Source organism: Pseudomonas sp. PNPG3 (genome assembly GCF_023093815.1).
GTDB classification, from domain to species: Bacteria; Pseudomonadota; Gammaproteobacteria; order Pseudomonadales; family Pseudomonadaceae; genus Aquipseudomonas; species Aquipseudomonas asiatica.
This window is the reverse complement of sequence record NZ_JALLKV010000005.1, coordinates 77,392-98,871: the sequence shown is the minus strand read 5'-3', so window position 1 is coordinate 98,871 and position 21,480 is coordinate 77,392. Positions and strand designations below refer to the sequence as shown.

Annotated in this window: 19 protein-coding genes; 5 read left to right on the top strand and 14 right to left on the bottom strand. The window is 62.9% G+C overall.

Annotated features, from left to right (window positions below; all coding sequences use genetic code 11):
* Window positions 1–2: 2 nt before the first annotated feature.
* From hemW to MJ643_RS05745, 8 genes are all read right to left on the bottom strand, one after another.
* Window positions 3–1,178 (bottom strand): radical SAM family heme chaperone HemW, encoded by a 1,176-nt coding sequence (gene hemW, locus MJ643_RS05780; RefSeq protein WP_013974623.1) that lies wholly within the window; start codon window positions 1,176–1,178, stop codon window positions 3–5.
* Complete coding sequence (gene rdgB / locus MJ643_RS05775; protein WP_003257822.1) at window positions 1,175–1,771, bottom strand: RdgB/HAM1 family non-canonical purine NTP pyrophosphatase; 597 nt, start codon at window positions 1,769–1,771, stop codon at window positions 1,175–1,177. The genes hemW and rdgB overlap by 4 nt, the downstream gene beginning before the upstream one ends.
* A complete protein-coding gene (locus MJ643_RS05770; RefSeq protein WP_013974622.1) occupies window positions 1,768–2,202 on the bottom strand; it encodes a DUF4426 domain-containing protein in 435 nt (144 codons plus the stop codon). The genes rdgB and MJ643_RS05770 overlap by 4 nt, the downstream gene beginning before the upstream one ends.
* Window positions 2,203–2,224: 22 nt before the next feature.
* Window positions 2,225–2,845: a methionine biosynthesis protein MetW gene (gene metW / locus MJ643_RS05765; RefSeq protein ID WP_013974621.1), complete on the bottom strand. Its 621-nt coding sequence runs from the start codon at window positions 2,843–2,845 to the stop codon at window positions 2,225–2,227.
* A gap of 7 nt (window positions 2,846–2,852) precedes the next feature.
* On the bottom strand, window positions 2,853–3,992 hold the full coding sequence (locus MJ643_RS05760; RefSeq protein ID WP_013974620.1) for a homoserine O-acetyltransferase: 1,140 nt from the start codon (window positions 3,990–3,992) through the stop codon (window positions 2,853–2,855).
* Between the two features lie 99 nt (window positions 3,993–4,091).
* Window positions 4,092–4,682 carry a YggT family protein gene (locus tag MJ643_RS05755; protein WP_013974619.1) on the bottom strand — a complete coding sequence of 197 codons (591 nt, stop codon included), beginning with the start codon at window positions 4,680–4,682 and terminating at the stop codon, window positions 4,092–4,094.
* A 10-nt stretch (window positions 4,683–4,692) separates the two neighbouring features.
* Window positions 4,693–5,511 carry a pyrroline-5-carboxylate reductase gene (gene proC, locus MJ643_RS05750; RefSeq protein WP_023661482.1) on the bottom strand — a complete coding sequence of 273 codons (819 nt, stop codon included), beginning with the start codon at window positions 5,509–5,511 and terminating at the stop codon, window positions 4,693–4,695.
* Window positions 5,512–5,549: 38 nt separating this feature from the next.
* A complete protein-coding gene (locus tag MJ643_RS05745) occupies window positions 5,550–6,236 on the bottom strand; it encodes a YggS family pyridoxal phosphate-dependent enzyme (protein ID WP_013974617.1) in 687 nt (228 codons plus the stop codon).
* A gap of 65 nt (window positions 6,237–6,301) precedes the next feature.
* On the opposite strand from MJ643_RS05745, the gene MJ643_RS05740 reads away from it, so the two are divergent.
* Complete coding sequence (locus tag MJ643_RS05740; protein WP_023661483.1) at window positions 6,302–7,300, top strand: PilT/PilU family type 4a pilus ATPase; 999 nt, start codon at window positions 6,302–6,304, stop codon at window positions 7,298–7,300.
* A 127-nt stretch (window positions 7,301–7,427) separates the two neighbouring features.
* Here the strand turns inward: MJ643_RS05740 and MJ643_RS05735 are convergent, their stop codons facing one another.
* Complete coding sequence (locus MJ643_RS05735) at window positions 7,428–8,063, bottom strand: C40 family peptidase (RefSeq protein ID WP_013974615.1); 636 nt, start codon at window positions 8,061–8,063, stop codon at window positions 7,428–7,430.
* 166 nt (window positions 8,064–8,229) lie between these two features.
* On the opposite strand from MJ643_RS05735, the gene MJ643_RS05730 reads away from it, so the two are divergent.
* Window positions 8,230–8,649 (top strand): TM2 domain-containing protein, encoded by a 420-nt coding sequence (locus MJ643_RS05730; protein ID WP_013974614.1) that lies wholly within the window; start codon window positions 8,230–8,232, stop codon window positions 8,647–8,649.
* Window positions 8,650–8,685: 36 nt separating this feature from the next.
* On the opposite strand, the gene MJ643_RS05725 is transcribed toward MJ643_RS05730, so the two are convergent.
* The 3 genes from MJ643_RS05725 to MJ643_RS05715 form a co-directional block, all read right to left on the bottom strand.
* Complete coding sequence (locus MJ643_RS05725; RefSeq protein ID WP_003257831.1) at window positions 8,686–9,384, bottom strand: SPOR domain-containing protein; 699 nt, start codon at window positions 9,382–9,384, stop codon at window positions 8,686–8,688.
* A 1-nt stretch (window position 9,385) separates the two neighbouring features.
* The gene (gene argS / locus MJ643_RS05720) at window positions 9,386–11,122 is read right to left on the bottom strand and encodes an arginine--tRNA ligase (protein WP_013974613.1); all 1,737 of its coding nucleotides are present in this window, start codon (window positions 11,120–11,122) and stop codon (window positions 9,386–9,388) included.
* A 121-nt stretch (window positions 11,123–11,243) separates the two neighbouring features.
* Window positions 11,244–13,463, bottom strand: a complete 2,220-nt coding sequence (locus MJ643_RS05715; protein WP_169774624.1) for a primosomal protein N' — start codon at window positions 13,461–13,463, stop codon at window positions 11,244–11,246.
* A 167-nt stretch (window positions 13,464–13,630) separates the two neighbouring features.
* On the opposite strand from MJ643_RS05715, the gene rpmE reads away from it, so the two are divergent.
* The 3 genes from rpmE to MJ643_RS05700 all read left to right on the top strand — a co-directional run bounded on the left by rpmE (window position 13,631) and on the right by MJ643_RS05700 (window position 16,116).
* Entirely contained in the window at window positions 13,631–13,846 is a 216-nt protein-coding gene (rpmE, locus tag MJ643_RS05710; protein WP_003257833.1) for a 50S ribosomal protein L31, read from the top strand.
* Between the two features lie 2 nt (window positions 13,847–13,848).
* The gene (locus MJ643_RS05705; protein ID WP_169774623.1) at window positions 13,849–14,670 is read left to right on the top strand and encodes a thermonuclease family protein; all 822 of its coding nucleotides are present in this window, start codon (window positions 13,849–13,851) and stop codon (window positions 14,668–14,670) included.
* Window positions 14,671–14,847: 177 nt separating this feature from the next.
* Window positions 14,848–16,116 carry a malic enzyme-like NAD(P)-binding protein gene (locus tag MJ643_RS05700; RefSeq protein WP_024087853.1) on the top strand — a complete coding sequence of 423 codons (1,269 nt, stop codon included), beginning with the start codon at window positions 14,848–14,850 and terminating at the stop codon, window positions 16,114–16,116.
* Window positions 16,117–16,333: 217 nt separating this feature from the next.
* On the opposite strand, the gene MJ643_RS05695 is transcribed toward MJ643_RS05700, so the two are convergent.
* A complete protein-coding gene (locus tag MJ643_RS05695) occupies window positions 16,334–18,787 on the bottom strand; it encodes a penicillin-binding protein 1A (RefSeq protein ID WP_038410209.1) in 2,454 nt (817 codons plus the stop codon).
* A 128-nt stretch (window positions 18,788–18,915) separates the two neighbouring features.
* On the bottom strand, window positions 18,916–20,622 hold the full coding sequence (gene ltrA / locus MJ643_RS05690; RefSeq protein ID WP_012312325.1) for a group II intron reverse transcriptase/maturase: 1,707 nt from the start codon (window positions 20,620–20,622) through the stop codon (window positions 18,916–18,918).
* Between the last annotated feature and the right edge of the window lie 858 nt (window positions 20,623–21,480).

Genomic DNA, 21,480 nt, shown 5'->3' with positions numbered 1-21,480 from the left:
CCTTAGGTCAAGAAATACTGCAGCAGGTCATTGAGGAACAACTGGCCCCTCGGCGTGGCCACCAGCCGATCCGGTTCGACCTGCAAAAGGCCCTTTTGTTCGGCAGCGCGGCGTGCCTCGCGCAGTTGTGCCAGCGGCAAACCGGTGCGTTGGGTGAACAGTTCGGCTTCCACCCCATCGGTCAGGCGCAGGGCGTTCATCAGGAACTCGAACGGCAGCTCGTCGACTGGCAGTAGCTTTTCGCCGGCCTTGAACGGCTTGGCCAGGTTCAGGTAGTCCTTGGGCAGGCGGGTCTTCCAGGTGCGCAGGATGCGCCCGTCGGCGAAGGTCAGCTTGCCGTGGGCACCAGCGCCGATGCCGATGAAGTCGCCAAAGCGCCAGTAGTTGAGGTTGTGCCGGGCAGCGCGCCCCGCTTGGGCATAGGCCGAGACTTCGTACTGGCGGAAGCCGTGTTCGGCCATCAGTGCCTGGCCGGCCTCCTGGATATCCCAGAGGATGTCGTCCTCGGGCAGCTCGGGCGGCTGGTTCCAGAACACCGTGTTCGGCTCCACGGTCAGCTGGTACCACGACAGGTGCGTTGGCCCCAGGTCGATGGCCTGGCGCAGGTCGCCCAGCGCGTCGTCGAGCGACTGGTCGGGCAGGCCGTGCATCAGGTCCATGTTGAAGTTGTCGAAGCCGGCGGCGCGCGCCATGCCGGCGGCGCGGACCGCTTCATCGCCATTGTGGATACGCCCCAGCGCCTGCAGTTTGGCTGGCTGGAAGCTCTGCACACCGATGGACAGACGATTGATACCGGTTTGCCGGTAGGCCTTGAACTTGTCCTGCTCGAACGTGCCCGGGTTGGCCTCCAGGGTGATTTCGATGTCCGGTGCAAACGGGATACGTTGTTCCACGCCACGCAGCAGCCAGCCAAGGGCGTCGGCACTGAACAGGCTGGGGGTACCGCCGCCGAAGAAGATTGAGCTGATCGGCCGGCCTTGCACGGCAGCCAGCTCCTGGTCGAGGTCGGTCAGCAGGGCGGCGACGTAGGCATCTTCCGGCAGTTCAGGCCCGGCAGCGTGGGAGTTGAAGTCGCAGTAAGGGCATTTGCGTACGCACCACGGGATGTGGATGTACAGCGCCAGCGGCGGCAGGCTGGTGAAGCCCGCCGCGCCGGGGTTGGACAGCGTTTCGATCATGCCAGGCCCAGACGTTGGCGCAGCAGGGCCATGGCGCGGGCGCGGTGGCTGAGCTGGTTCTTGTCCACAGGGGCCAGGTCGGCGCTGGAGCAGCTGCGCTCCGGTACCCAGAACAGCGGGTCGTAGCCAAAGCCGTGCTCGCCACTGGCCTCGAACATGATGCGCCCGTGCCACAGGCCTTCGCACAGGATCGGCAGCGGGTCGTCAGCATGGCGCACCAGTGCCAGGACGCAGACGAACTGTGCGCCGCGCTCGGCTTCAGGCACGTCTTTCAGTGCTTCGAGCAGCTTGGCATTGTTCGCCGCATCACCCTTGCCGTCTGCATAGCGCGCCGAGTAGATGCCCGGCGCGCCGCCGAGGAAGTCCACCGCCAGGCCCGAGTCGTCGGCCAGGGCCGGCAGGCCGGAAATGCGTGCGGCGTTGCGCGCCTTGAGGATGGCGTTCTCGACGAACGACAGGCCGGTTTCTTCCGGCTCGACCTGGCTGAACTCACCGATCGAGCGCAGTTGCACGGACGCGCCGAGCATGGCCTGGAGTTCCTTGAGTTTGCCGGCGTTGTGGCTGGCCAATACGAGTTGCTGGAAATTCATCATTCGCCTGGGAACACTTCCTGGTTGAAACTGAGGGAGTTGCTGATGCCGCCGGTTTCGATATTCAGGTCGAAGGTGACGGTTTCTGGCTGGTCGATCTTGAACTGGGCAATGTAGTACACCGCGCCCTGTTCGGTGATCTGCTTGAACGACAGCGGGCTGCTGCGCCCGGTCAAGTCCTTGACCGTGCCGCTGACCACCGCCATGGCGGGCTTGTTGGCCTTGAGCACGGCGATGTTGAGTACGCCCTGGTTCTTGCTGCGTACCAGGCCGGTGGCTGCGGCCACCTCCGGTGTAAGCATGCTCGAGGTGAACGCGCTGTAGTGCACCGTCACGTCGCCAAACACTTCCTTGCGCTCGGGGCGGGCAGCATCGGCAGCCAGTACCGGCAGGGCCAGGCACAGGCTGATCAGGAACAGGGCTAGGCGACGCATGGGGTGATTCCTCCGGTGGGCGTCAGACCGCGAGCTGATGTTCTTGCAGGCCCGGGCTGCTGACACGATAGATGCCGATCTCACCTAGAAGATTAGGCCAAAGCCGGCCAGCCCACCCGTTGCGGTGCAAGTGGTCGACTGCCAGGCGGTCTAGCACCTTGGCGCGGCGCTCGTGGCACAGCTCTTCGAAGTCGGCAAAGGTGCAGAAGTGGATGTTTGGCGTGTTGTACCAGGTGTACGGCATGAAGTCCGAAACCGGCATGCGGCCTTTGGTCGCCAGGTACCAGCGGCAACGCCAGTGGCCGAAGTTGGGGAAGGTGATGATGCACTGGCGGCCCACGCGCAGCATCTCGTCCAGAATGCGGTCGGGGTACTCCACGGCCTGCAGGGCCTGGGTCATGATCACCACGTCGAAACTGTTGCTGGCGAAGTTGCCCAGGCCCTTGTCCAGGTCCTGCTCGATGACGTTGACGCCCTTGGCCACACAGGCCGCGATGTTGTCGGCGTCGATCTCCAGGCCATAGCCGGTGACCTGCTTGCGGTCGCGCAGCGAGGCCAGCAGTTCGCCGCTGCCGCAGCCCAGGTCGAGTACCCGGCTGCCGGCGGGGATCCAGTCGTGGATGATTTCCAGATCGGCTCTCATGCTGTCCTCAGATGGCAATGCGGTTCATGTAGTTCGAGAAACCCTGCATGTAGCGAGGCGTGGGGATCAGGAAGGCATCGTGCCCGTAAGGCGAGTCGATCTCCAGGTAGCAGACATTCTTGCGCGCGGCCATCAGGGCGTCGACGATCTCGCGCGAACGGGCCGGGGAGAAGCGCCAGTCGGTGGTGAACGACATGATGCAGTAATCCGCCTTGACGTGGGCCAGGGTGGCTGCCAGGTCGCCGCCCTGGGCGGCGGCGGGGTCGAAGTAGTCCAGCGCCTTGGTCATCAACAGGTAGGTGTTGGCGTCGAAGCGCCCGGAAAACTCCTCGCCCTGGTAGCGCAGGTAGCTCTCGACCTGGAATTCGACGCTGTGGAAGTCGTAGTTGAGCTTGTCGCTCTTCAGCTCGCGGCCGAATTTTTCACCCATCGAGTCATCCGACAGGTAGGTGATGTGGCCGACCATGCGCGCCAGCATCAGGCCACGCTTGGGGATCACGCCCTGGTCCTGGAACGAACCGCCGTGGAATTCGGGGTCGGTGAGGATGGCCTGGCGTGCCACTTCATTGAAAGCGATGTTCTGTGCCGACAGCTTGGGCGCCGAGGCGATGTCGACGCAATGGCGCACGCGCTCGGGGTAGCTGATGGTCCACTGCAGCGCCTGCATGCCACCCAGGCTGCCACCGACCACGGCGGCCCACTGCTGGATGCCCAGGCGCTCGGCCAGGCGCACCTGGCTGTGCACCCAGTCTTCCACGGTCAGCACCGGGAAGTCGGCGCCGTAGGGCTTGCCGGTGGCCGGGTTGATGCTGCTGGGGCCGGTGCTGCCGTTGCAGCCGCCCAGGTTGTTCAGGCTGACCACGAAGAAGCGGTTGGTGTCGATCGGCTTGCCAGGGCCGATACAACTGTCCCACCAGCCCGGCTTGCGGTCGGTGGCGGCATGGTAGCCAGCGGCATGGTGGTGGCCGGAGAGGGCATGGCAGATCAGCACGGCGTTGCTCGCGCTGGCGTTCAGGGTGCCATAGGTCTCGTAGACCAGTTCGTAACTGGCCAGGGAGCGGCCGCAGGCCAGGGCCAGCGGTTCATCGAACCGGGCGGTTTGCGGTACTACCAGACCGACGGAATCTTCGGGAAAGACAGTGGACATCGACCCTGCTCACGCTTGACGGAGGCGTAAGTCTAAAGAGCGCTACCCCCAGCGGCAAGCAGAGGCTTGTCGCTGGAAGCAACCAGAGTCAGGTGGGGCTCAGATCATCCGCCACAGCTCTTGTGGCATGCCGGCGTAGGCGGCCAGAGGCGGCATGACGAACGACTGGATTACCTGGATCGCGAGGAAGGCGAAGATCGGCGAGATGTCCATGCCACCCAGGTTGGGCACGATGCGGCGGAACGGTGCCAGCACCGGTTCACTGATCTGGTAGGCCAGCTCAGCCGCCGGGTTGTGGCTGTTGGGAGCAACCCAGGACACGATCACCATGACGATCATCGCGACCCAGAAAATCTTCAGGAACAGCGAGGTGATACCGATGATGGCCCACATCAGCAGGTGCAGGATGTCACCGAAGGTCCCGTAGGTGACCATCAGCACGAAAGCCATCAGCAGCGCCTGGATGACCACCGACAACAGCAGCGACGAGGTATCCAGCCCACCAACGCTGGGGATGACTCGGCGAATCGGCTTGAGCAGCGGCTGTGTGGCGCGCACGGCGAACTGGCACAGCGGGTTGTAGAAGTTGGCCTTGACCAGCTGCAGGACAAAGCGCAGCAGGACGATCACCAGGTACAGGCTGACCAGGGTTTGCACCACGAAGATCGCGGCGCCGGACAGTGCATTCATCTGAAGCTCCTTATTTGCCCAGTTGTTCGGCCAGCTCGGCGGAACGTGTAGCCGCAGCCTGCAGCGCCTGTTCGACGATGGCTTCGAAGCCGCTGGCCTGGAACGACTTGATCGCCGCTTCGGTAGTGCCTGCAGGCGAGGTGACTCGGCGGCGCAGTTCGGCAGCGTCGACATCGCTGGCAACCGCCATGCGTGCGGCGCCCAAGGCTGTCTGCAGGGTCAGGCGGGAGGCAGTTTCACGTGGCAGGCCAAGCTTTTCGCCTGCCGCGGTCATGGCTTCGATCAGCAGGAAGAAGTACGCCGGGCCGCTGCCGGAGACTGCCGTCACGGCGTCCAGTTGCTGCTCCTGCTCGAGCCACAGGGCGGTGCCCACGGCCGACAACAGTTGCTCGGCCTGCTGGCGTTGTTCGCTGGATACTTCCGCGGTGGCGTACAGGCCGCTGACGCCCTGGCGCAGCAGTGCCGGGGTGTTGGGCATGCAGCGCACGACAGGGCGAGCGCCGACCCAGCTTTGCAGGCTGGCGCAGGTGATGCCGGCGGCAATGGAAACGATCAGCTGGCCTTCCTGCAGGTTCGGTTGCAGGGCCTGGCATACGGCTTTCATGACCTGCGGCTTGACCGCCAGCACGATGACGTCGGCGCCATCGATGGCCTGGGCGTTGTTCTCGAAGGTTTCGATGCCGTGCTCGGCCTGGATGCGGCTGCGGGTCTCGGCGCCCGGGTCGCTGGCGCGGATCTGCGAGGCGTCCAGGCCCTGGGCACGCAGACCACCGATCAGGCTGGCGGCCATGTTGCCGGCGCCGATAAAGGCAATACGAGTCTTGCTCATGTCAGGTCCTTGTAGGAAAGAGTGAGTAAAGCATGGAATCAGGGCTGCCCGTAATCGCGGGCACCGAACAGGGCGGTACCGATACGCACCCAGGTCGCACCCTGTGCAATGGCCGCTTCCAGATCGTGGCTCATGCCCATGGACAGGGTGTCCAGACCAAGGCCAAGGCCTTCCTGCAACTGGCGCAGGGTGGCGAAGGCGGCTTCCTGGGCGGCGCGGTCATCAGTGGGTTCGGGAATGGCCATCAGCCCGCGCAGGCGCAGGTTGGGCAGTGCGGCTACCGCTTTGGCCAGGGCCGGCAGGTCGGCAGGGGTGCAGCCGGATTTGCTGTCTTCGCCGCTGACGTTCACCTGCAGGCAGATGTTCAGTGGTGGCAGACCGGCCGGGCGCTGCTCCGAGAGGCGTTGGGCGATTTTCAGGCGGTCCACGGAATGTACCCAGTCGAAATGCTCGGCGATGGCTTTGGTCTTGTTCGACTGGATGGGGCCGATGAAGTGCCAGATCAAGGGCAGGTCGCCGAGTGCCTGCTGCTTTGTCAGCGCTTCCTGTAGGTAGTTTTCCCCGAAATCGCATACGCCGGCGGCGTGGATTTCGCGGATGGCGCTGGCTGGCTTGGTCTTGCTCACGGCCAGCAACTGGACGCTGGCCGGATCACGCCCGGCAGCCTGGGCAGCGCTGGCGATACGGGCGGAAATAGCGGAAAGGTTGTCTGCTAGGGTGGACATGGACTGATGCCGGCGGCTGGAGGGTTTGCGGCATTCTACCTACTTGAAGGCCTTTGGGGAGTCTCATGGATGTGACCGACCTGTTGGCCCGGGCCGTGGATGCGGGGGCTTCCGACCTGCACCTGGCGGCGGGCCAGTTACCGATGTTGCGCCTGGATGGCGAGCTGCAGCGCATGGCCCTGCCGACCTTGGGCCCGGTCGCCTTGATCGAGGGCATGGCACCCATGCTGGATGAAGACCAGCGCCGACAGTGGGCCCAGGGTGATGAGCTGGACCTGGCGCTGGAATTGCCGGCGCTAGGGCGCTTTCGGCTGAATCTGTTTCGCCAGTTGCACGGCCCTGCGGCCACCTTTCGCCTGATCCCGGGGCATATCGCCACGCTCGATGAACTCGACCTGGGCGATGTGTTTCAAGCTGTTGCGCAGTGCCGAGATGGCTTGATCCTCGTCGGTGGGCCGACCGGCAGTGGCAAGTCCAGCACCTTGGCGACACTGCTCGACCAGCTGAACCGCGATCGTGCTCTGCATATCATCACCCTTGAGGACCCTGTCGAAGTTATCCACAGCAGCCAGCGCAGCCTGGTCAACCAGCGTGAGGTCGGCCGCCATTGCGGTGGGTTCGCCCAGGGGCTGCGCAGTGCCCTGCGCCAAGACCCGGATGTGATCATGATCGGTGAGCTGCGCGACCTGGAAACCATTCGCCTGGCCTTGCGTGCGGCTGAGACCGGGCACCTGGTACTGGCGACAGTGCATACCCGTTCGGCGGTGAGCAGTGTTGACCGGTTGGTGGAGGTGTTCGCTGCCGAAGAGAAGCCGTTGGTGCGGGCGATGCTGGCCGAGTCGTTGCGCCTGGTGGTAGCGCAGATGCTGGTCAGGCGCGCGGGCGGAGGGCGGGTTGCTGCGCGGGAAGTGCTGGTGGTGACGCCAGCGGTGCGTAACCTGGTTCGGGAAGGGCGGATGGCGCAGTTGTGTTCGGTGATGCAGGCGGGTGGTGCGGACGGGATGCGGACGATGGAAGGGGCGATGCGGGGGTTGAAGGAGAGGGGGCTGATCAGCGATCTATAGTGCCTGTGCTGGCCCTTTCGCGGGTAAACCCGCTCCCACATGGATAACACAGCCTTCGAATGCTGTGGTGTACCTGTGGGAGCGGGTTTACCCGCGAAGAGGCCCGGACAGGAGAGCGCCGATCAGATCAGCGCTTGGCCAGGCTCAGTTGCTGCTGTTCTTTCGGCAGCACTCGCTTGGCCACCACGTAATGCTTCTGCCAGTAAGGCTTGCTCAGGGTGTCGATGCTTACCCGCTTGCCACGGCGTGGAGCATGGATGAAGCGGTCGTTGCCCAGGTAGATGGCAACGTGGTTCACCCGACGGCTCTTGATGTTGAAGAAGATCAGGTCACCTGGCTTCAGGTCACCCTTGGCTACCTTGACGCCGTGGCCCTGGGCCATGGCATTGGAGGTGCGCGGCAGGTCGACGTCGGCGACGTCGTTGAAGGCGTATTTGACCAGCCCGCTGCAGTCGAAGCCTTTCTTCGGGCTGCTGCCGCCCCAGACATAAGGGGTGCCGAGCACATTCACCGCACGGCTGAGCACATCGCTGCTCTGCTTCGGCGACATTGCCGCGACTGGCACACCGGGCACGCCGCGGCTGTTGGCGGCATTGCTTGGACGGGTGCGCATTGCGGTCTGCTTGACCGGTGCATGTTTTACCGAGGCATTGGTGGTGTAGCCGGTAAAACCATTGGGAAGACGTTGCTCACGATTGGTGGCGTGGGCGGCCAGGGGCAATAATAGGCAGAGGGTCAGCCATGTCTTGAGTAAAGGCGGCATAGATGAAGCTCTTATGAATAGTTATGTGTTGGGCGCGCAACTTTATAACAGCTTTTTGATCAATCTTTGATCCGTTGGTCGATTGTCCAGGTGCCGTACGTCGGCCTGCGACGAGAAAGTCACATTTTTTCTTAGAAAATTTTCGGATAACCCACGGGGGCTATGAATGAACAGTTATCAACAGGGGGCGCCGTTTCACGACACCCACAGCAAGACCATTGGCTACCTGCTATGGATTTTCGGCTTTACCGGGTCGCATCGTTTCTATTACGGCAAGCCCGTAACCGGCACTATCTGGTTCTTCACCCTGGGCCTGCTGGGCATCGGCTGGTTGATCGACCTGTTCCTGATCCCGTCCATGGACCGTGAAGCCGACCTCCGGTTCCAGTCCGGGCGCATTGACTACAACATCGCCTGGATCCTGCTGACCTTCCTCGGGGTGTTTGGTCTGCACCGGCTGTATCAGGGCAAGTGGATCACCGCGATCATCTACTTCTTTACCGGCGGGCTGTTTCTGGTGGGGGTGCTGTACGACTTCTGGACGCTGAACAGCCAGGTTTCCGAGCGGAATGCGGGGCGGGGTTGAGGACACAGGGGGCGCAAAGCGCCCCCGAATTCCAGGTTACTGACGGGTCTGCCGCTGTTGCAGCAGCAGGTTGCTGAAGCCTGCCCCGGCCAGTTGCTTCTGCGCCCCGGTCAGCTGCTCGCGGTTGCTGAACGGCCCCACCAGCACGCGGTACCAGGTTTCGTCCTTGACCGTGCCCGACTCTACCTTTACCGACTGCCCCAGCAGGATGATCTGCGCGCGCACCTTGTCAGCATCGGCCTGCTTGCGGAACGAGCCGGCCTGCAGGAAGAACTGGGTGGTCGCCGCCGGCTTGATGACTGGCGGTGCCGGTGGCGGTGTCTGGCCCATCAATGCTGCCTGGGCTCGCGCCGTGTCGATCTTTGCCGCTTCGGCTGGCGTCACCGGGGTCACCGGCTGGGCCGGGACGGGTGGCGTCTTCTCTGGTACGGCCTCCGGCGGTACGATCACCTCGGACTCCGGCAGCAGCGTGTAGAAGTCGTACTTCGGCTTCACCGGCTGCTGCGGAGTGGGCTGCGCCGACTTGCCGGCTTCGGCCACCTTGTCCGCTTTCTGCTGCTCCGGCTTGGTGCGCTTGATGTCTTCGCCACCAGGCTCGAGCTTCATCAGGAACACGATGAACGCGCCTACGGTCAGGCCGACCGCCAGCCATACCCAACCGGGAATCGGCTGCTTGGCCGGCGCCGTCTGGCGGCTGGCGCCGCGTTTGGGTGCAGGTTTTTTCTTGGCAGCCAACTTACATGCGCTCCAGGGTTTCCAGGCCGAGCAGTTCCAGACCTTGCTTGAGGGTGCGGCCGGTCAGGGCCGCCAGGCGCAGGCGGCTCTGCTGCTGCTGCGGGGTTTCGGCGGCAAGAATCGGGCAGTTCTCGTAGAAGCTGGAGAACAGGCCGGCCAGGTCGTACAGGTAGCTGCACAGCACGTGCGGCGTACCCTTGTCGGCGACGTTGTTGAGGATTTCGCCAAACTGCGCCAGGCGCGCGGCCAGGTCCTGCTCGTGGGCAGCCTGCAGCACAATGTTGCCATCGACTTCATCGAAGCCTTTGCCCAGTTTGCGGAATACGCCGGCCACGCGGGTGTAGGCGTACAGCAGGTAAGGCGCGGTGTTGCCTTCGAAGTTGAGCATCAGCTCGAAGTTGAAGCTGTAGTCGCTGGTGCGGTGCTTGGACAGGTCGGCGTACTTCACAGCGCCGATGCCAACCACTTCACCGATGTGGCGCAGTTCTTCGTCGGCCAGGCTCGGGTTCTTTTCCTTGACCAGCGCGTAGGCGCGTTCCTTGGCCTCGGTGAGCAGGTCGATCAGCTTCACGGTACCGCCGTCACGGGTCTTGAACGGGCGGCCGTCGGCACCGTTCATGGTGCCGAAGCCCATGTGCTCCATCTGCATCGGGTGGCCCACGAAGCCTGCGCGGCGTGCAACTTCGAACACCTGGTTGAAGTGCAGGGCCTGGCGCTGGTCGACGAAGTACAGGGCGCGGTCCGCCTTGAGGACGTTGCTGCGGTAGCGCACGGCGGCCAGGTCGGTGGTGGCGTACAGGTAGCCGCCGTCGGCCTTCTGCACGATCACCGGCAGTGGCTCGCCTTCGCTGTTCTTGAACTCGTCGAGGAACACGCACTGGGCGCCCTGGTCTTCGACCAGCAGCCCCTTGGCCTTGAGGTCGGCGACCACGTTGGCCAGGTCGTCGTTGTAGGCGCTTTCACCCATCACGTCGGCCATGGTCAGCTTGACGTTCAGCAGCTCGTAGGTCTTCTGGCAGTGCGACAGCGAAATGTCCTTGAAGCGCGTCCACAGGGCCATGCAGTCCGGGTCGCCGGCCTGCAGCTTGACCACCAGGCCACGGGCACGGGTGGCGAACTCTTCGGATTCGTCGAAGCGCTTCTTGGCGGCGCGGTAGAAGTTTTCCAGGTCCGACAGCTCGTCGCTGGTGATCGGGTTTTCTTCCAGGTAGGCCAGCAGCATGCCGAACTGGGTGCCCCAGTCGCCCACGTGGTTCTGGCGGATCACGTCATCGCCGAGGAACTCCAGCACGCGCGCCACGCTGTCACCGATGATGGTCGAACGCAGGTGGCCGACGTGCATCTCCTTGGCCAGGTTGGGTGCCGACATGTCGATCACAACCTTTTGCGCAGGGCCGGCCTTGCGCGCGCCCAGGTGGGCGTCGGCCAGTGCGGCATCCAGGCGGTTGGCCAGGGCGTCGGTGTTCTGGAAGAAGTTGAGGAAGCCGGGGCCGGCGATTTCGACCTTGCTGATGTCGGCGCTGGCCGGCAGGGCATTGATCAGTTTCTCGGCCAGGTCGCGCGGCTTCATGCCGGCCGGCTTGGCCAGCATCATGGCGATGTTGCTGGCGAAGTCGCCGTGGGTCTTGTCCCGGGCGTTTTCCACCTGGATCGCCGGCGACAGCCCTTCAGGCAGCACACCGTCGGTGACGAGTTGGGTGAGGGCTTGCTGGATCAGCTGGCGAATGGTGTCTTTCATGGGGATCTCTTTTCGACCGCAAGCGCGGTGGAGCGCTTGGATGCGCAGGTGGAAAAACTGGGCATTATCCGTGGCTGGGGGCGGGTTGCCAACCTTTGGGGCTGCAAAGCAGCCCGCAGGATCAATAAAGGTCTACCGGGTCGACATCCAGCGACCACCGCACCTGGCGCCCGCTCGGCATCTGCTCCAACACTAGCAACCAGGCGCTGATCAGTCGATGCAAAGGCGCCCGCGTATTGGCCTGTATCAACAGTTGTGCGCGGAAGCGCCCGGCGCGGCGCTCCATCGGTGCTGGCACCGGCCCCAGCAGCTCGATGCCAGGTAGGCGCTGTTCGGCCACCAGGCGCTCGGCGGCGGCGCAGGCCTCGTCGAGGAAACCTTCGGCCTGCCCGGGCTTGTGCGCTTCGGCGCGTAGCAGCGCCAGGTGCGAGTAAGGCGGCAGCCCGGCGGCGCGGCGTTCGTCCAGGGCCTGCTCGGCGAAGGCGAAGTAGCCCTGCTCGGTAAGCTGCACCAGCAGTGGATGGTCGGCCAGGTGGGTCTGGATGATGACCTTGCCGGGCTCTTCGGCCCGCCCGGCCCGCCCGGCGACCTGCACGATCAACTGTGCCATGCGTTCGCTGGCACGGAAGTCGCCGGAGAACAGCCCGCCATCGGCATCGAGGATGGCCACCAGGGTCACCCGCGGGAAGTGATGGCCCTTGGCGAGCATCTGGGTGCCGACGAGGATGCTCGGCTGGCCGCGCTGGATGGTGCTGAACAGGTTGTGCATGGCGTCCTTGCGCGCGGTGCTGTCGCGGTCCACACGCAGGATCGGGTAATCCGGGAACAGCACTTTCAGGCGCTCCTCGGCACGCTCGGTGCCGGCGCCGACCGGGCGCAGGTCAACATGGTTGCACTGCGGGCACTGCTGCGGCAGGCGCTCGTCATAGCCGCAATGGTGGCAGCGCAGCACGCCGGAGCGCTGGTGCACGGTCATGCGTGCATCGCAGCGCGGGCATTCGGACAGCCAGCCACAATCGTGGCACAGCAAGGTCGGGGCGAAACCGCGGCGATTGAGAAATACCAGCACTTGCTGGCCTGCCTCCAGGGTTTGGCGGATGGCCTGCTGCAGTGGGCCGCTGATACCGCTGTCCAGCGGCAGGCTCTTCACATCCAGGCGCAGCATGCGTGGCGGGCGGGCACCGCCGGCGCGCTGGTTCATGCGCAGCAGGCGGTAGCGACCGGTCAGGGCGTTGTGCAGGGTTTCCAGCGATGGCGTGGCGGAACCGAGCAGGATCGGGACGTTTTCCTGGTGGGCGCGCACCAGAGCCAGGTCGCGGGCGTGGTAGCGCAGGCCTTCCTGCTGTTTATAGGAGCCGTCGTGCTCCTCGTCGATGATGATCAGGCCGGGGTTCTTCATCGGCGTGAACAGTGCCGAGCGGGTGCCGATGATGATGTCGGCCTCGCCGTCCCGGGCTGCCAGCCAGGCATCCAGGCGTTCGCGGTCGTTCACCGCCGAATGCAGCAGGGCGATGCGGGCGTTGAAGCGCTGCTCGAAGCGGGCCAGGGTCTGCGGGCCGAGGTTGATCTCCGGGATCAGCACCAGGGCCTGCTTGCCGGCTTCCAGTGTTTCGCGGATCAGTTGCAGGTACACCTCGGTCTTGCCGCTGCCGGTGACACCGGCCAGCAGGAAGGCGCCAAAGCCGCCAAAGCCTTCGCGCACGGCGTCGAATGCATCGCGTTGCTCTTCGTTGAGCGGTAGTTCCGGCTGTGCCAGCCAGTGTTCGTGGCGCAGTGCCGGCAGATGGCGGCGGACCTCGATCTGCACCAGGTCCTTGGCCAGCAGTAGGTCCAGGCTGTCCTTGTTCAGATTGAGCTTGGCCAGCAGGCTGTGGGCCACGCCATGCGGGTGCTGGGCCAGGGTCTTGAGGGCATCGCGCTGGCGCGGAGCGCGGGCGATGCGCGGGTCTTCCAGGCGGGCGCCGGGGGCGACGTGCCAGAAGCGCTCCTGGCGCATTTCGGCAGGTTCGCCCTGGCGCAGCAGGGTCGGCAAGGCCCAGCTCAGCGTGTCCCCCAGACTGTGCTGGTAGTACTGGGCGGTCCACAGGCACAACTTGAACAGCGACGGCGGGATCGGTGATACCGGGTCGAGCAGGGCGCTGGCCGGCTTGAGCTTGTCGGCGGGCACTTCGCTTTGCTCGCACACCTCCACCAGCACCCCGATCATTTCGCGGCGGCCGAATGGCACGCGAATGCGAATGCCCGGAGTCAAGGCCTGGCGCGCCATGCTTGCCGGCGCCTTGTAGTCGAACAGGCGACGCAGCGGGGAGGGCAGGGCAAGGCGCAGGATGACGTCGGACACGCGGAAAGTCTCGGAGGGCGTTTCAAAGACTGGCGAGCCTAGCAGACGACGGTCGGTGCAAGCGACAACTTGCGTTGGCGTGATGCTCTGGTATTATTCGCCGCCTAATTACGTGCGGTATTCAACAATTGGTGTTGGGTGGCGGCACGCAGCTCGAGGAAGTGACCATGAAAGCAGATATTCATCCGAACTACGAAGTAGTTGCAGTCACCTGCAGCTGCGGCAACAAGTTTGAAACCCGTTCGACCCTGGGCAGCACCCTGGCGATCGACGTTTGCAACCTGTGCCACCCGTTCTACACCGGTAAGCAGAAAGTCCTGGACACCGGTGGTCGCGTACAGAAGTTCGCCGATCGCTTCGGTATGTTCGGTACCAAGAAGTAATCATGCGCATGGCGAACCCCTCGGGTTTCGCATTGCTGCAAAAAAAGGCGCCCCTTGTGGGCGCCTTTTTTATGGGCGTCATCTGGCATTTCCCGGCCCTGGCGTTCTGCCCGTTACCAGGCAGCCCTCAGGAGGTGGCGGTGCGCCAGGTGGTCGATGGCGATACCTTGCGCCTGGTCGATGGCCGCAGCGTGCGATTGATCGGCATCAATGCCCCGGAAATCGGCCGTAACGGGCGCACCAGCGAGCCCTATGCCGAGGCCGCCAGGCAGCGTTTGCAGGCCTTGGTCAAGGCCAGCGACGGGCGTGTCGGGCTGGAGCCGGGCGTCGAGTCCAAGGACAAATACGGTCGCACGCTGGCGCATATCTACGACCGCAATGGCGACAATATCGAAGCACAGCTGCTCAGCGAGGGCTTGGGCTATCGCGTTGCGGTTGCCCCCAATGTACGCCTCAGCGCTTGCCAGCAGCTTGCCGAGCAGGCTGCGCGCAAGGCTGGCTCCGGGCTGTGGCGCCGTTCGCCGGTGGTGCGTGCCGGGGATGTCCGGCAGTCGGGTTTCGCGGTCATTGCGGGCCGCATCGAAGGCGTGGAGCGCAACCGTGGCGGGGTCTGGCTGAACCTGGACGGTGCGGTGGTGCTGCAGGTTCCCGCTCGTCTGCAGCGCAACTTCCCCGCCAGCTTCTTCGATAACCTCAAGGGACGCCAAGTCGAGGCGCGTGGCTGGGTGCTGGATCGTTCCCGCAAGGGCGGCCTCAAGCCCGGGCAGCGACGTTGGCTGTTGCCGTTGACCGATCCGAGCATGTTGGAGCGCATTTCAGGCTAAAAGATGTAGACATTTCGCTATTAGATTGTACACACTGTTAGGCGTATGCCCCGTGGGTTATAGCGTAAAGTCGTAGGCTAAAGGCCTTGACACAAGTGACCGACCAGTCTTGTGGCTCCCCGGCTCTTTGCGTATCCTCGGCGGTCCGTCAGAACAGTAAATAGCGGAATGCCCACCATGTCAGACCTGAAAACCGCCGCTCTCGAATATCACGCTCAACCTCGTCCGGGGAAACTGAGCGTCGAACTCTCCAAGCCCACAGCCACCGCCCGTGACCTCGCCCTGGCCTACAGCCCAGGTGTTGCTGAGCCCGTGCGTGAAATCGGCCGTGATCCAGAGCTGGCTTACAAATACACCGGCAAAGGCAACCTGGTTGCGGTGATTTCCGATGGCACCGCCATCCTCGGTCTGGGTGACCTCGGCCCACTGGCTTCCAAGCCGGTCATGGAAGGCAAGGGTGTTCTGTTCAAGCGTTTCGCCGGTATCGACGTGTTCGACATCGAAGTGGAGTCGGAAAGCCCGCAGGCGTTCATCGACACCGTTCGCCGCATCTCGATCACCTTCGGTGGCATCAACCTCGAAGACATCAAGGCGCCTGAGTGCTTCGAAATCGAGCGCACCCTGATCGAACAGTGCGACATTCCGGTATTCCACGATGACCAGCACGGTACCGCCATCGTGACCGCTGCCGGCATGATCAACGCCCTGGAAATCGCCGGCAAGAAGCTGGAAGACGCCAAGATCGTCTGCCTGGGTGCCGGCGCTGCCGCCATCTCCTGCATGAAGCTGCTGGTAAGCATGGGTGCCAAGGTCGAAAACATTTACATGATCGACCGCAGCGGCGTGATCCACGCTGGCCGTGACGATCTGAACCAGTACAAGGCGCAGTTCGCCCACGCCACCGACAAGCGCACCCTGGCTGACGCCCTCGACGGTGCCGACGTGTTCGTAGGCCTGTCCGGCCCGAACCTGCTGAGCGCTGAAGGCCTGAAGTCGATGGCTGCCAACCCGATCGTGTTCGCCTGCTCGAACCCGGACCCGGAAATCTCGCCAGAGCTGGCGCACGCCACTCGCAGCGACGTGATCATGGCTACCGGTCGTTCCGACTACCCGAACCAGGTCAACAACGTACTGGGCTTCCCGTTCATCTTCCGTGGTGCCCTGGACGTTCGCGCCAAGCGCATCAACGAAGAAATGAAGATCGCCGCCGCCATCGCCCTGAAAGACCTGGCCAAGCTGCCAGTGCCGAAGGAAGTGTGCGACGCCTACGGCGTACAGGCTCTGGAATTTGGCCGTGAGTACATCATTCCGAAGCCGCTGGACGCTCGCCTGATCACCGTCGTTTCCGACGCTGTGGCCAAGGCCGCCATCGAATCCGGCGTGGCTACCCTGCCGTATCCGAAGCACTACCCGCTGACCAGCGTGGATGACGTGTTCAAAGGCTGATTGCTGCCTGGCGACATAAAAAAGCCCCGGCTCGTATGAGCCGGGGCTTTTTGTTTGGCGGTGCGCCATGCTGCTATTTTTGGCTGCCTGTCGGATTCTGGGGCTGCTTTGCAGCCCATCGCGACACAAGGCCGCTCCCACAAGGGCTAGGCGTTTCCTGTGGGAGCGGCCTTGTGTCGCGATAGGGGCGCAAAGCGCCCCCCGGCTTTACATCTGGTCAGAACAGGTCCATCGGCGCCGCTTCATCCGCCGGCAGTGGGCTGCCCGGTGCTGCGCCAGTGCCCAGTTCGTCCACCGACGGCGGCGAGTCCTCGGCCTTGAACAGCTCGAAGTAGGCATTCGGCGTGCTCGGCGAAGCGGCACGGCCGCTGACCGGGTCGACGCGCAGGCTGAGGATGCCTTCCGGTTCTGCCGGCGCATGCGCAGGCTTGTCCTTGAGTGCCGCGCCCATGAAGCTCATCCAGATCGGCAGTGCCGCCGTGCCGCCGTACTCGCGGCGTCCAAGGGTTTCGGGCTGATCGAAGCCGACCCACACGGTGGTCACGTAGTCGGCGTTGTAGCCGGAGAACCAGGCGTCCTTGGACTCGTTGGTAGTACCGGTCTTGCCTGCCAGATCGGTGCGGCCCAGGGCCAGCGCCCGGCGTCCGGTGCCGCGCTTGATCACGTCCTGCAGCATGCTGGTGAGGATGTAGGTGGTGCGACCGTCGATGATACGCTCGGCCACGGCCGGCGCCTGCGGTGCAGAAGCCACCTGGCTGAAGGCAGCGGGTGCCTCGCCAGGCATGGCGGTTGTGCTGATCGGCTGTTCGGGCGCGGCCACACCCGCCTGGTCCTCGGCACCTTGCGGTACCCGAGCCGGGTTGGCGGTGAACAGCGTCTCGCCGCTGCGGCTTTCGATGCGTTCGATCAGGTACGGGGTGATCTTGTACCCGCCGTTGGCAAAAGTACTCCAGCCTGTGGCGATTTCCATAGGGGTCAGGGTGGCGGTGCCCAGTGCCAGCGACAGGTTGCGTGGCAGGTCCTGCTTGTTGAAGCCGAACTTGGCGATGTAGTCGATGGTGCGGTCCACGCCCATGGCCTGCAGCAGGCGGATCGACACCAGGTTGCGCGACTTGTACAGCGCTTCGCGCATGCGGATCGGACCAAGGAAGGTATTGGTGTCGTTCTTCGGTCGCCAGACTTTGTCCAGGTACTCGTCGACGAACACGATTGGTGCATCGTTGACCAGACTGGATGCGGTGTAGCCACTGTCCAGTGCGGCGCTGTAGATGAACGGCTTGAAGCTCGAGCCCGGCTGACGCTTGGCCTGCATGGCGCGGTTGTAGTTGCTCTGCTCGAACGAGAAACCGCCGACCAGGGCGCGGATGGCGCCGTTGTAAGGGTCGAGGGTGACCAGCGCACTCTGCGCGCCAGGTACCTGGCTGAACTTGAGCTTGCCATCCTCGAGGCGCTGCACGCGCACCAGGTCGCCAACCTGGGCCACATCTGCCGGTGACTGCGGCGCACGGCCCTGGGAGTTGCTGTTGATGAACGGGCGCGCCCATTTCATGGTGTCCCAGGCCACCTGCTCTTCCTGGCCGCTGCGGGTCAGCACCTTGAGGCCGGTTTTTTCGACCTGGGTGACGATGACCGGCTCCAGGCCGCCGAGGCTGCGCTGCTTGCCCAGTTCCTGCAGCCAGGCTGCCTGGGTGCGGCCCGGGAAGCGTGCTTCGGGGCCGCGGTAGCCGTGGCGCTCATCGTAGTCGGAGAGACCGTTGAGGATGGCCTTGTTGGCCATTTCCTGCATGTCGCTGGGCACCGTGGTAGTGACGCGGAAGCCTTCGGTGTAGGCGTCGCTGCCGTAGCGACCGACCATTTCGGCGCGGGCCATTTCGGCGATGTAAGGCGCATTCACTTCAGGCGTGGGCACGTGGTAGCTGGCGTTGAGCGGCTCGGCCAGGGCCGCCTGGTAACTGGCTTCGTCGATCTTGCCCAGCTTGTACATGCGGCCGAGGATCCAGTCGCGGCGCTCTTTGGCGCGTACGGGGTTGGCCAGCGGGTTGAAGCGCGAGGGTGCCTTGGGCAGGCCGGCGATCATCGCCATCTGCGCCAGGCTCACGTCGCGGATCGACTTGCCGTAGTACACCTGCGCGGCGGCATCGATACCGTAGGCGCGGTTGCCCAGGTAGATCTTGTTCACGTACAGCTCGAGGATCTCGTCCTTGGTCAGCTCACGCTCGATCTGCAGGGCCAGCAGGATTTCGTTGGTCTTGCGCGAGAAGCTGCGCTCGCTGGTGAGGAAGAAGTTCTTCGCCACCTGCATGGTGATGGTACTGCCGCCGGTCTGGATATGGCCGGTTTTCACCAACTGGGTCGCGGCGCGCATCAGGCTGCTGGGGTCGACACCGTAGTGATTGAGGAAGTTGTCGTCCTCGGCCGACAGAAGCGCCTGGATGAATTGTGGGGGAATTTCCTCGAAGCGGATCGGTGAGCGACGCATTTCGCCGAACTCGGCAATCAGCTTGCCGTCGCTGCTGTACACCCTGAGGGGGATCTGCAACTGGATGCTTCTGAGCGACTCGACCGAGGGCAGGTTGGGGCTAAGATACAGAAACGCACCGCTCACACCGAGTACGAGCGCGCAGATGACTGCGACGGAAGACCACCAGAAGAACTTCAGCAGACGTATCAAGGCTTTTCGGTGTCCAGGTTGGGAGTGGATTGCACGCAGGTCCGGCGGACCAAAAGTCGGGTGGGAGCCAGCCATTGCTGGCTGACTCCCCCCTAAGAACCGTACGTGCGCCTTTCAGCGCATACGGCTCAAGCCTTCTTTAAGCCCCCAAGGGGAGCCGGCTTGGTCACGTACAGACCACGCGTGTGGAGCTGGTTATGACAGTTGGGGTGCAAGAGTACCCGATTGGCCAAGGCGTCACCACCGTCAACGGCCCGGTGGATGATGTGGTGGTCGTGCCACCCCGTTTCCTTGGTGATCGGTTGCTTGCAAAGCAAACACAGGCCGTTTTGGCTGGCGTATAGGCTGCCGATTTGTTTCCGGTACTGCAGCTTTTTCAGCATCCGGTCCATCCGCAGTTTTTCGCTTTGGGCCTCCATGGCAGGGTCATAAGGGTTGTAATCCCCACTCACCTTTTTGTGTCGCTCGATCGGCGTGCTCGCGAGCGAGCAAAGCTCGATCTCCCGTCTCCTCCCAGCATCGTCCACTGTCGTGGTGGCGAAAACCCAGTTCCGTTCTCCGGAGGCTCGGAAGTACTTCTTCCTAACCCAGTCGAGGGACTTGTTTGGATGTCGCCGTTTCGCCCAACGCCACAGTTTTACAAACACTCGGTGGTCCATCCGGCTGTACGTTTGCTTGGCTACCACTGGCTGATGGTATAGCGCCCAACCCCTCAGCATCGGATTTAGCAGTTGGATTAGATCCTCTTGCTTACTCGTCTTGTGGGTGTTGATTGCCTCCCTGATCTTGCCGTAGAACGCTTTAACGTTCTTTTTGCTCGGTTTGATCAGCAGCTTTCCTTCGTATTTCCGGAAATTCCATCCAAGGAAGTCGAAGCCTTCGTCGATGTGAGCAATACGCGTTTTCTTGAGTGACAACCGCAGTCCACGCTTCGCGAGGAACTGTTCTACCCAAGGTTTTACTTCGTTCTCCAGCACTTCCGAGGAAGTGCCAGTAATCACGAAATCATCCGCGTATCGCACCACATTCACCTTCAGCTTCTTCGCCCTTGTCACTCCTAGGTGTTGCTTGAGGAGTGTTTCCAGACCATCCAGTGCCAGATTCGCCAACACCGGGGAGATAATTCCCCCTTGTGGCGTGCCTGCATCCGTTGCGTGCAACTGCCCCTTGTGGATGACTCCAGCCTTCAACCACTGCCGAAGCATCCGGTTATCCGTAGGGGCGTTTCCTAACAGCCATTCATGGTTGATGTTGTCGAAGAACCCTTCGATGTCTGCGTCCAAAACCCAACAGGCGGAAGCCTGTTTGGAAAGACACAGGAAGAGCTGCGCCATCGCATCCGCCGTACAACGTTCGATCCTAAAGCCGTAGCTATTCGGATCGCCCTGGGTTTCTGCGATGGGAGACAGGGCCAGCATGTACAGTGCTTGCATGGCCCTATCCGTCATGGTCGGTATGCCCAGAGGGCGTTCCCGTCCATCCGACTTCGGGATGTAGACTCGCCGTAGTGGCCGAGCCCGGTAACCCCGCGTCTTCAACTGACCAACCGCATTCCATTTAGCGTTGGGTGTGTCCCAGAGTTGCCTATCGACTCCCGCCGTGCGGCTTCCCTGATTTTCCGTGACTCTCCGTACGGCCAAGTATCTGGCCGACTTCGAGTGGGTAAGCATCCGTTGCAGGGATTTAACCTTGCGCCATTTGCCTTCCCGACAAGCCTTCGCAATTCGCACCTGCATTCCCCGGACATTCCGCTGAACCCGACGCCAATCGACGTCATGCCACTGCTGCGGAGTGCCGGAAAGCGCAGGCTCACCTTGCTGGCTGAGCTCTTTCATGCTGCTTTCCTCTCAAAGTGATACCACCCGAGCGGAAGGCGCACGTACCCCTGAGGGGCGCGTGCACCCCGTCAGGGTTGGATGATCAAGGGCCAATGAAGTCAGCCCTGAAGTTGATGAGACGGTCTCAGTCAGAGTCATTGCGGCAGAAGACCACGCAGAAGTCTGCCCGGTTTCCCGTGGGGTGATGTTCCAACCCCTATCCAAGCCATTACAGCCTGGCGTTCGCTTTCTCTGCGATCCCATACCCGCACCGCCAACAGTGTTCCTTACGGTTCACCTGCCCACAGGGCAGCGATACGGGCTTACCACGTTCCCTGTCTGTCACACGACTGGGTTAGGGCCCACCTTTTCACCGGTGATCTTGAAGGCGACGTATCCCCAAGCGCTACGGAGATATCCGATCACGTACCTTTTGGTTCAAGCCTGTCAGCAGCTTTGGCTTGGCAATGCTTACGGTGTTTATCAGTGGTTCACATACGTTACCCATACCAGTCAGCCTAGCGCCTCAACCCGGCACTGCTCCGAGTCTCCGCACCTCTCCTCGCGGAGAGAATGCACCCGAGGTGGGGGCTACATTGTCAGACGGGCTTCACACACCACCGTTGCCAGTGATGCATGCCGTCGTAGGCTACCGTTGGTCGCACAACGAGTCCGCTACTGCTCCATGTAGGCGGCAGTTGGACAATGACAGACAGAGCTTCCGCTCATGTCTCCAGAGGAAGGACCGAACCAAGACGGTGAAATGACCGTTGGTCGGGAAGTTGTTACCTCCTGTTTCAAAATAAGCAGGAGGGGACCCCTGCGGGGGTCTTCTCCCCCGCTTGGGTTGGTGTGTAGAGGGCTCTCCAAAACCGG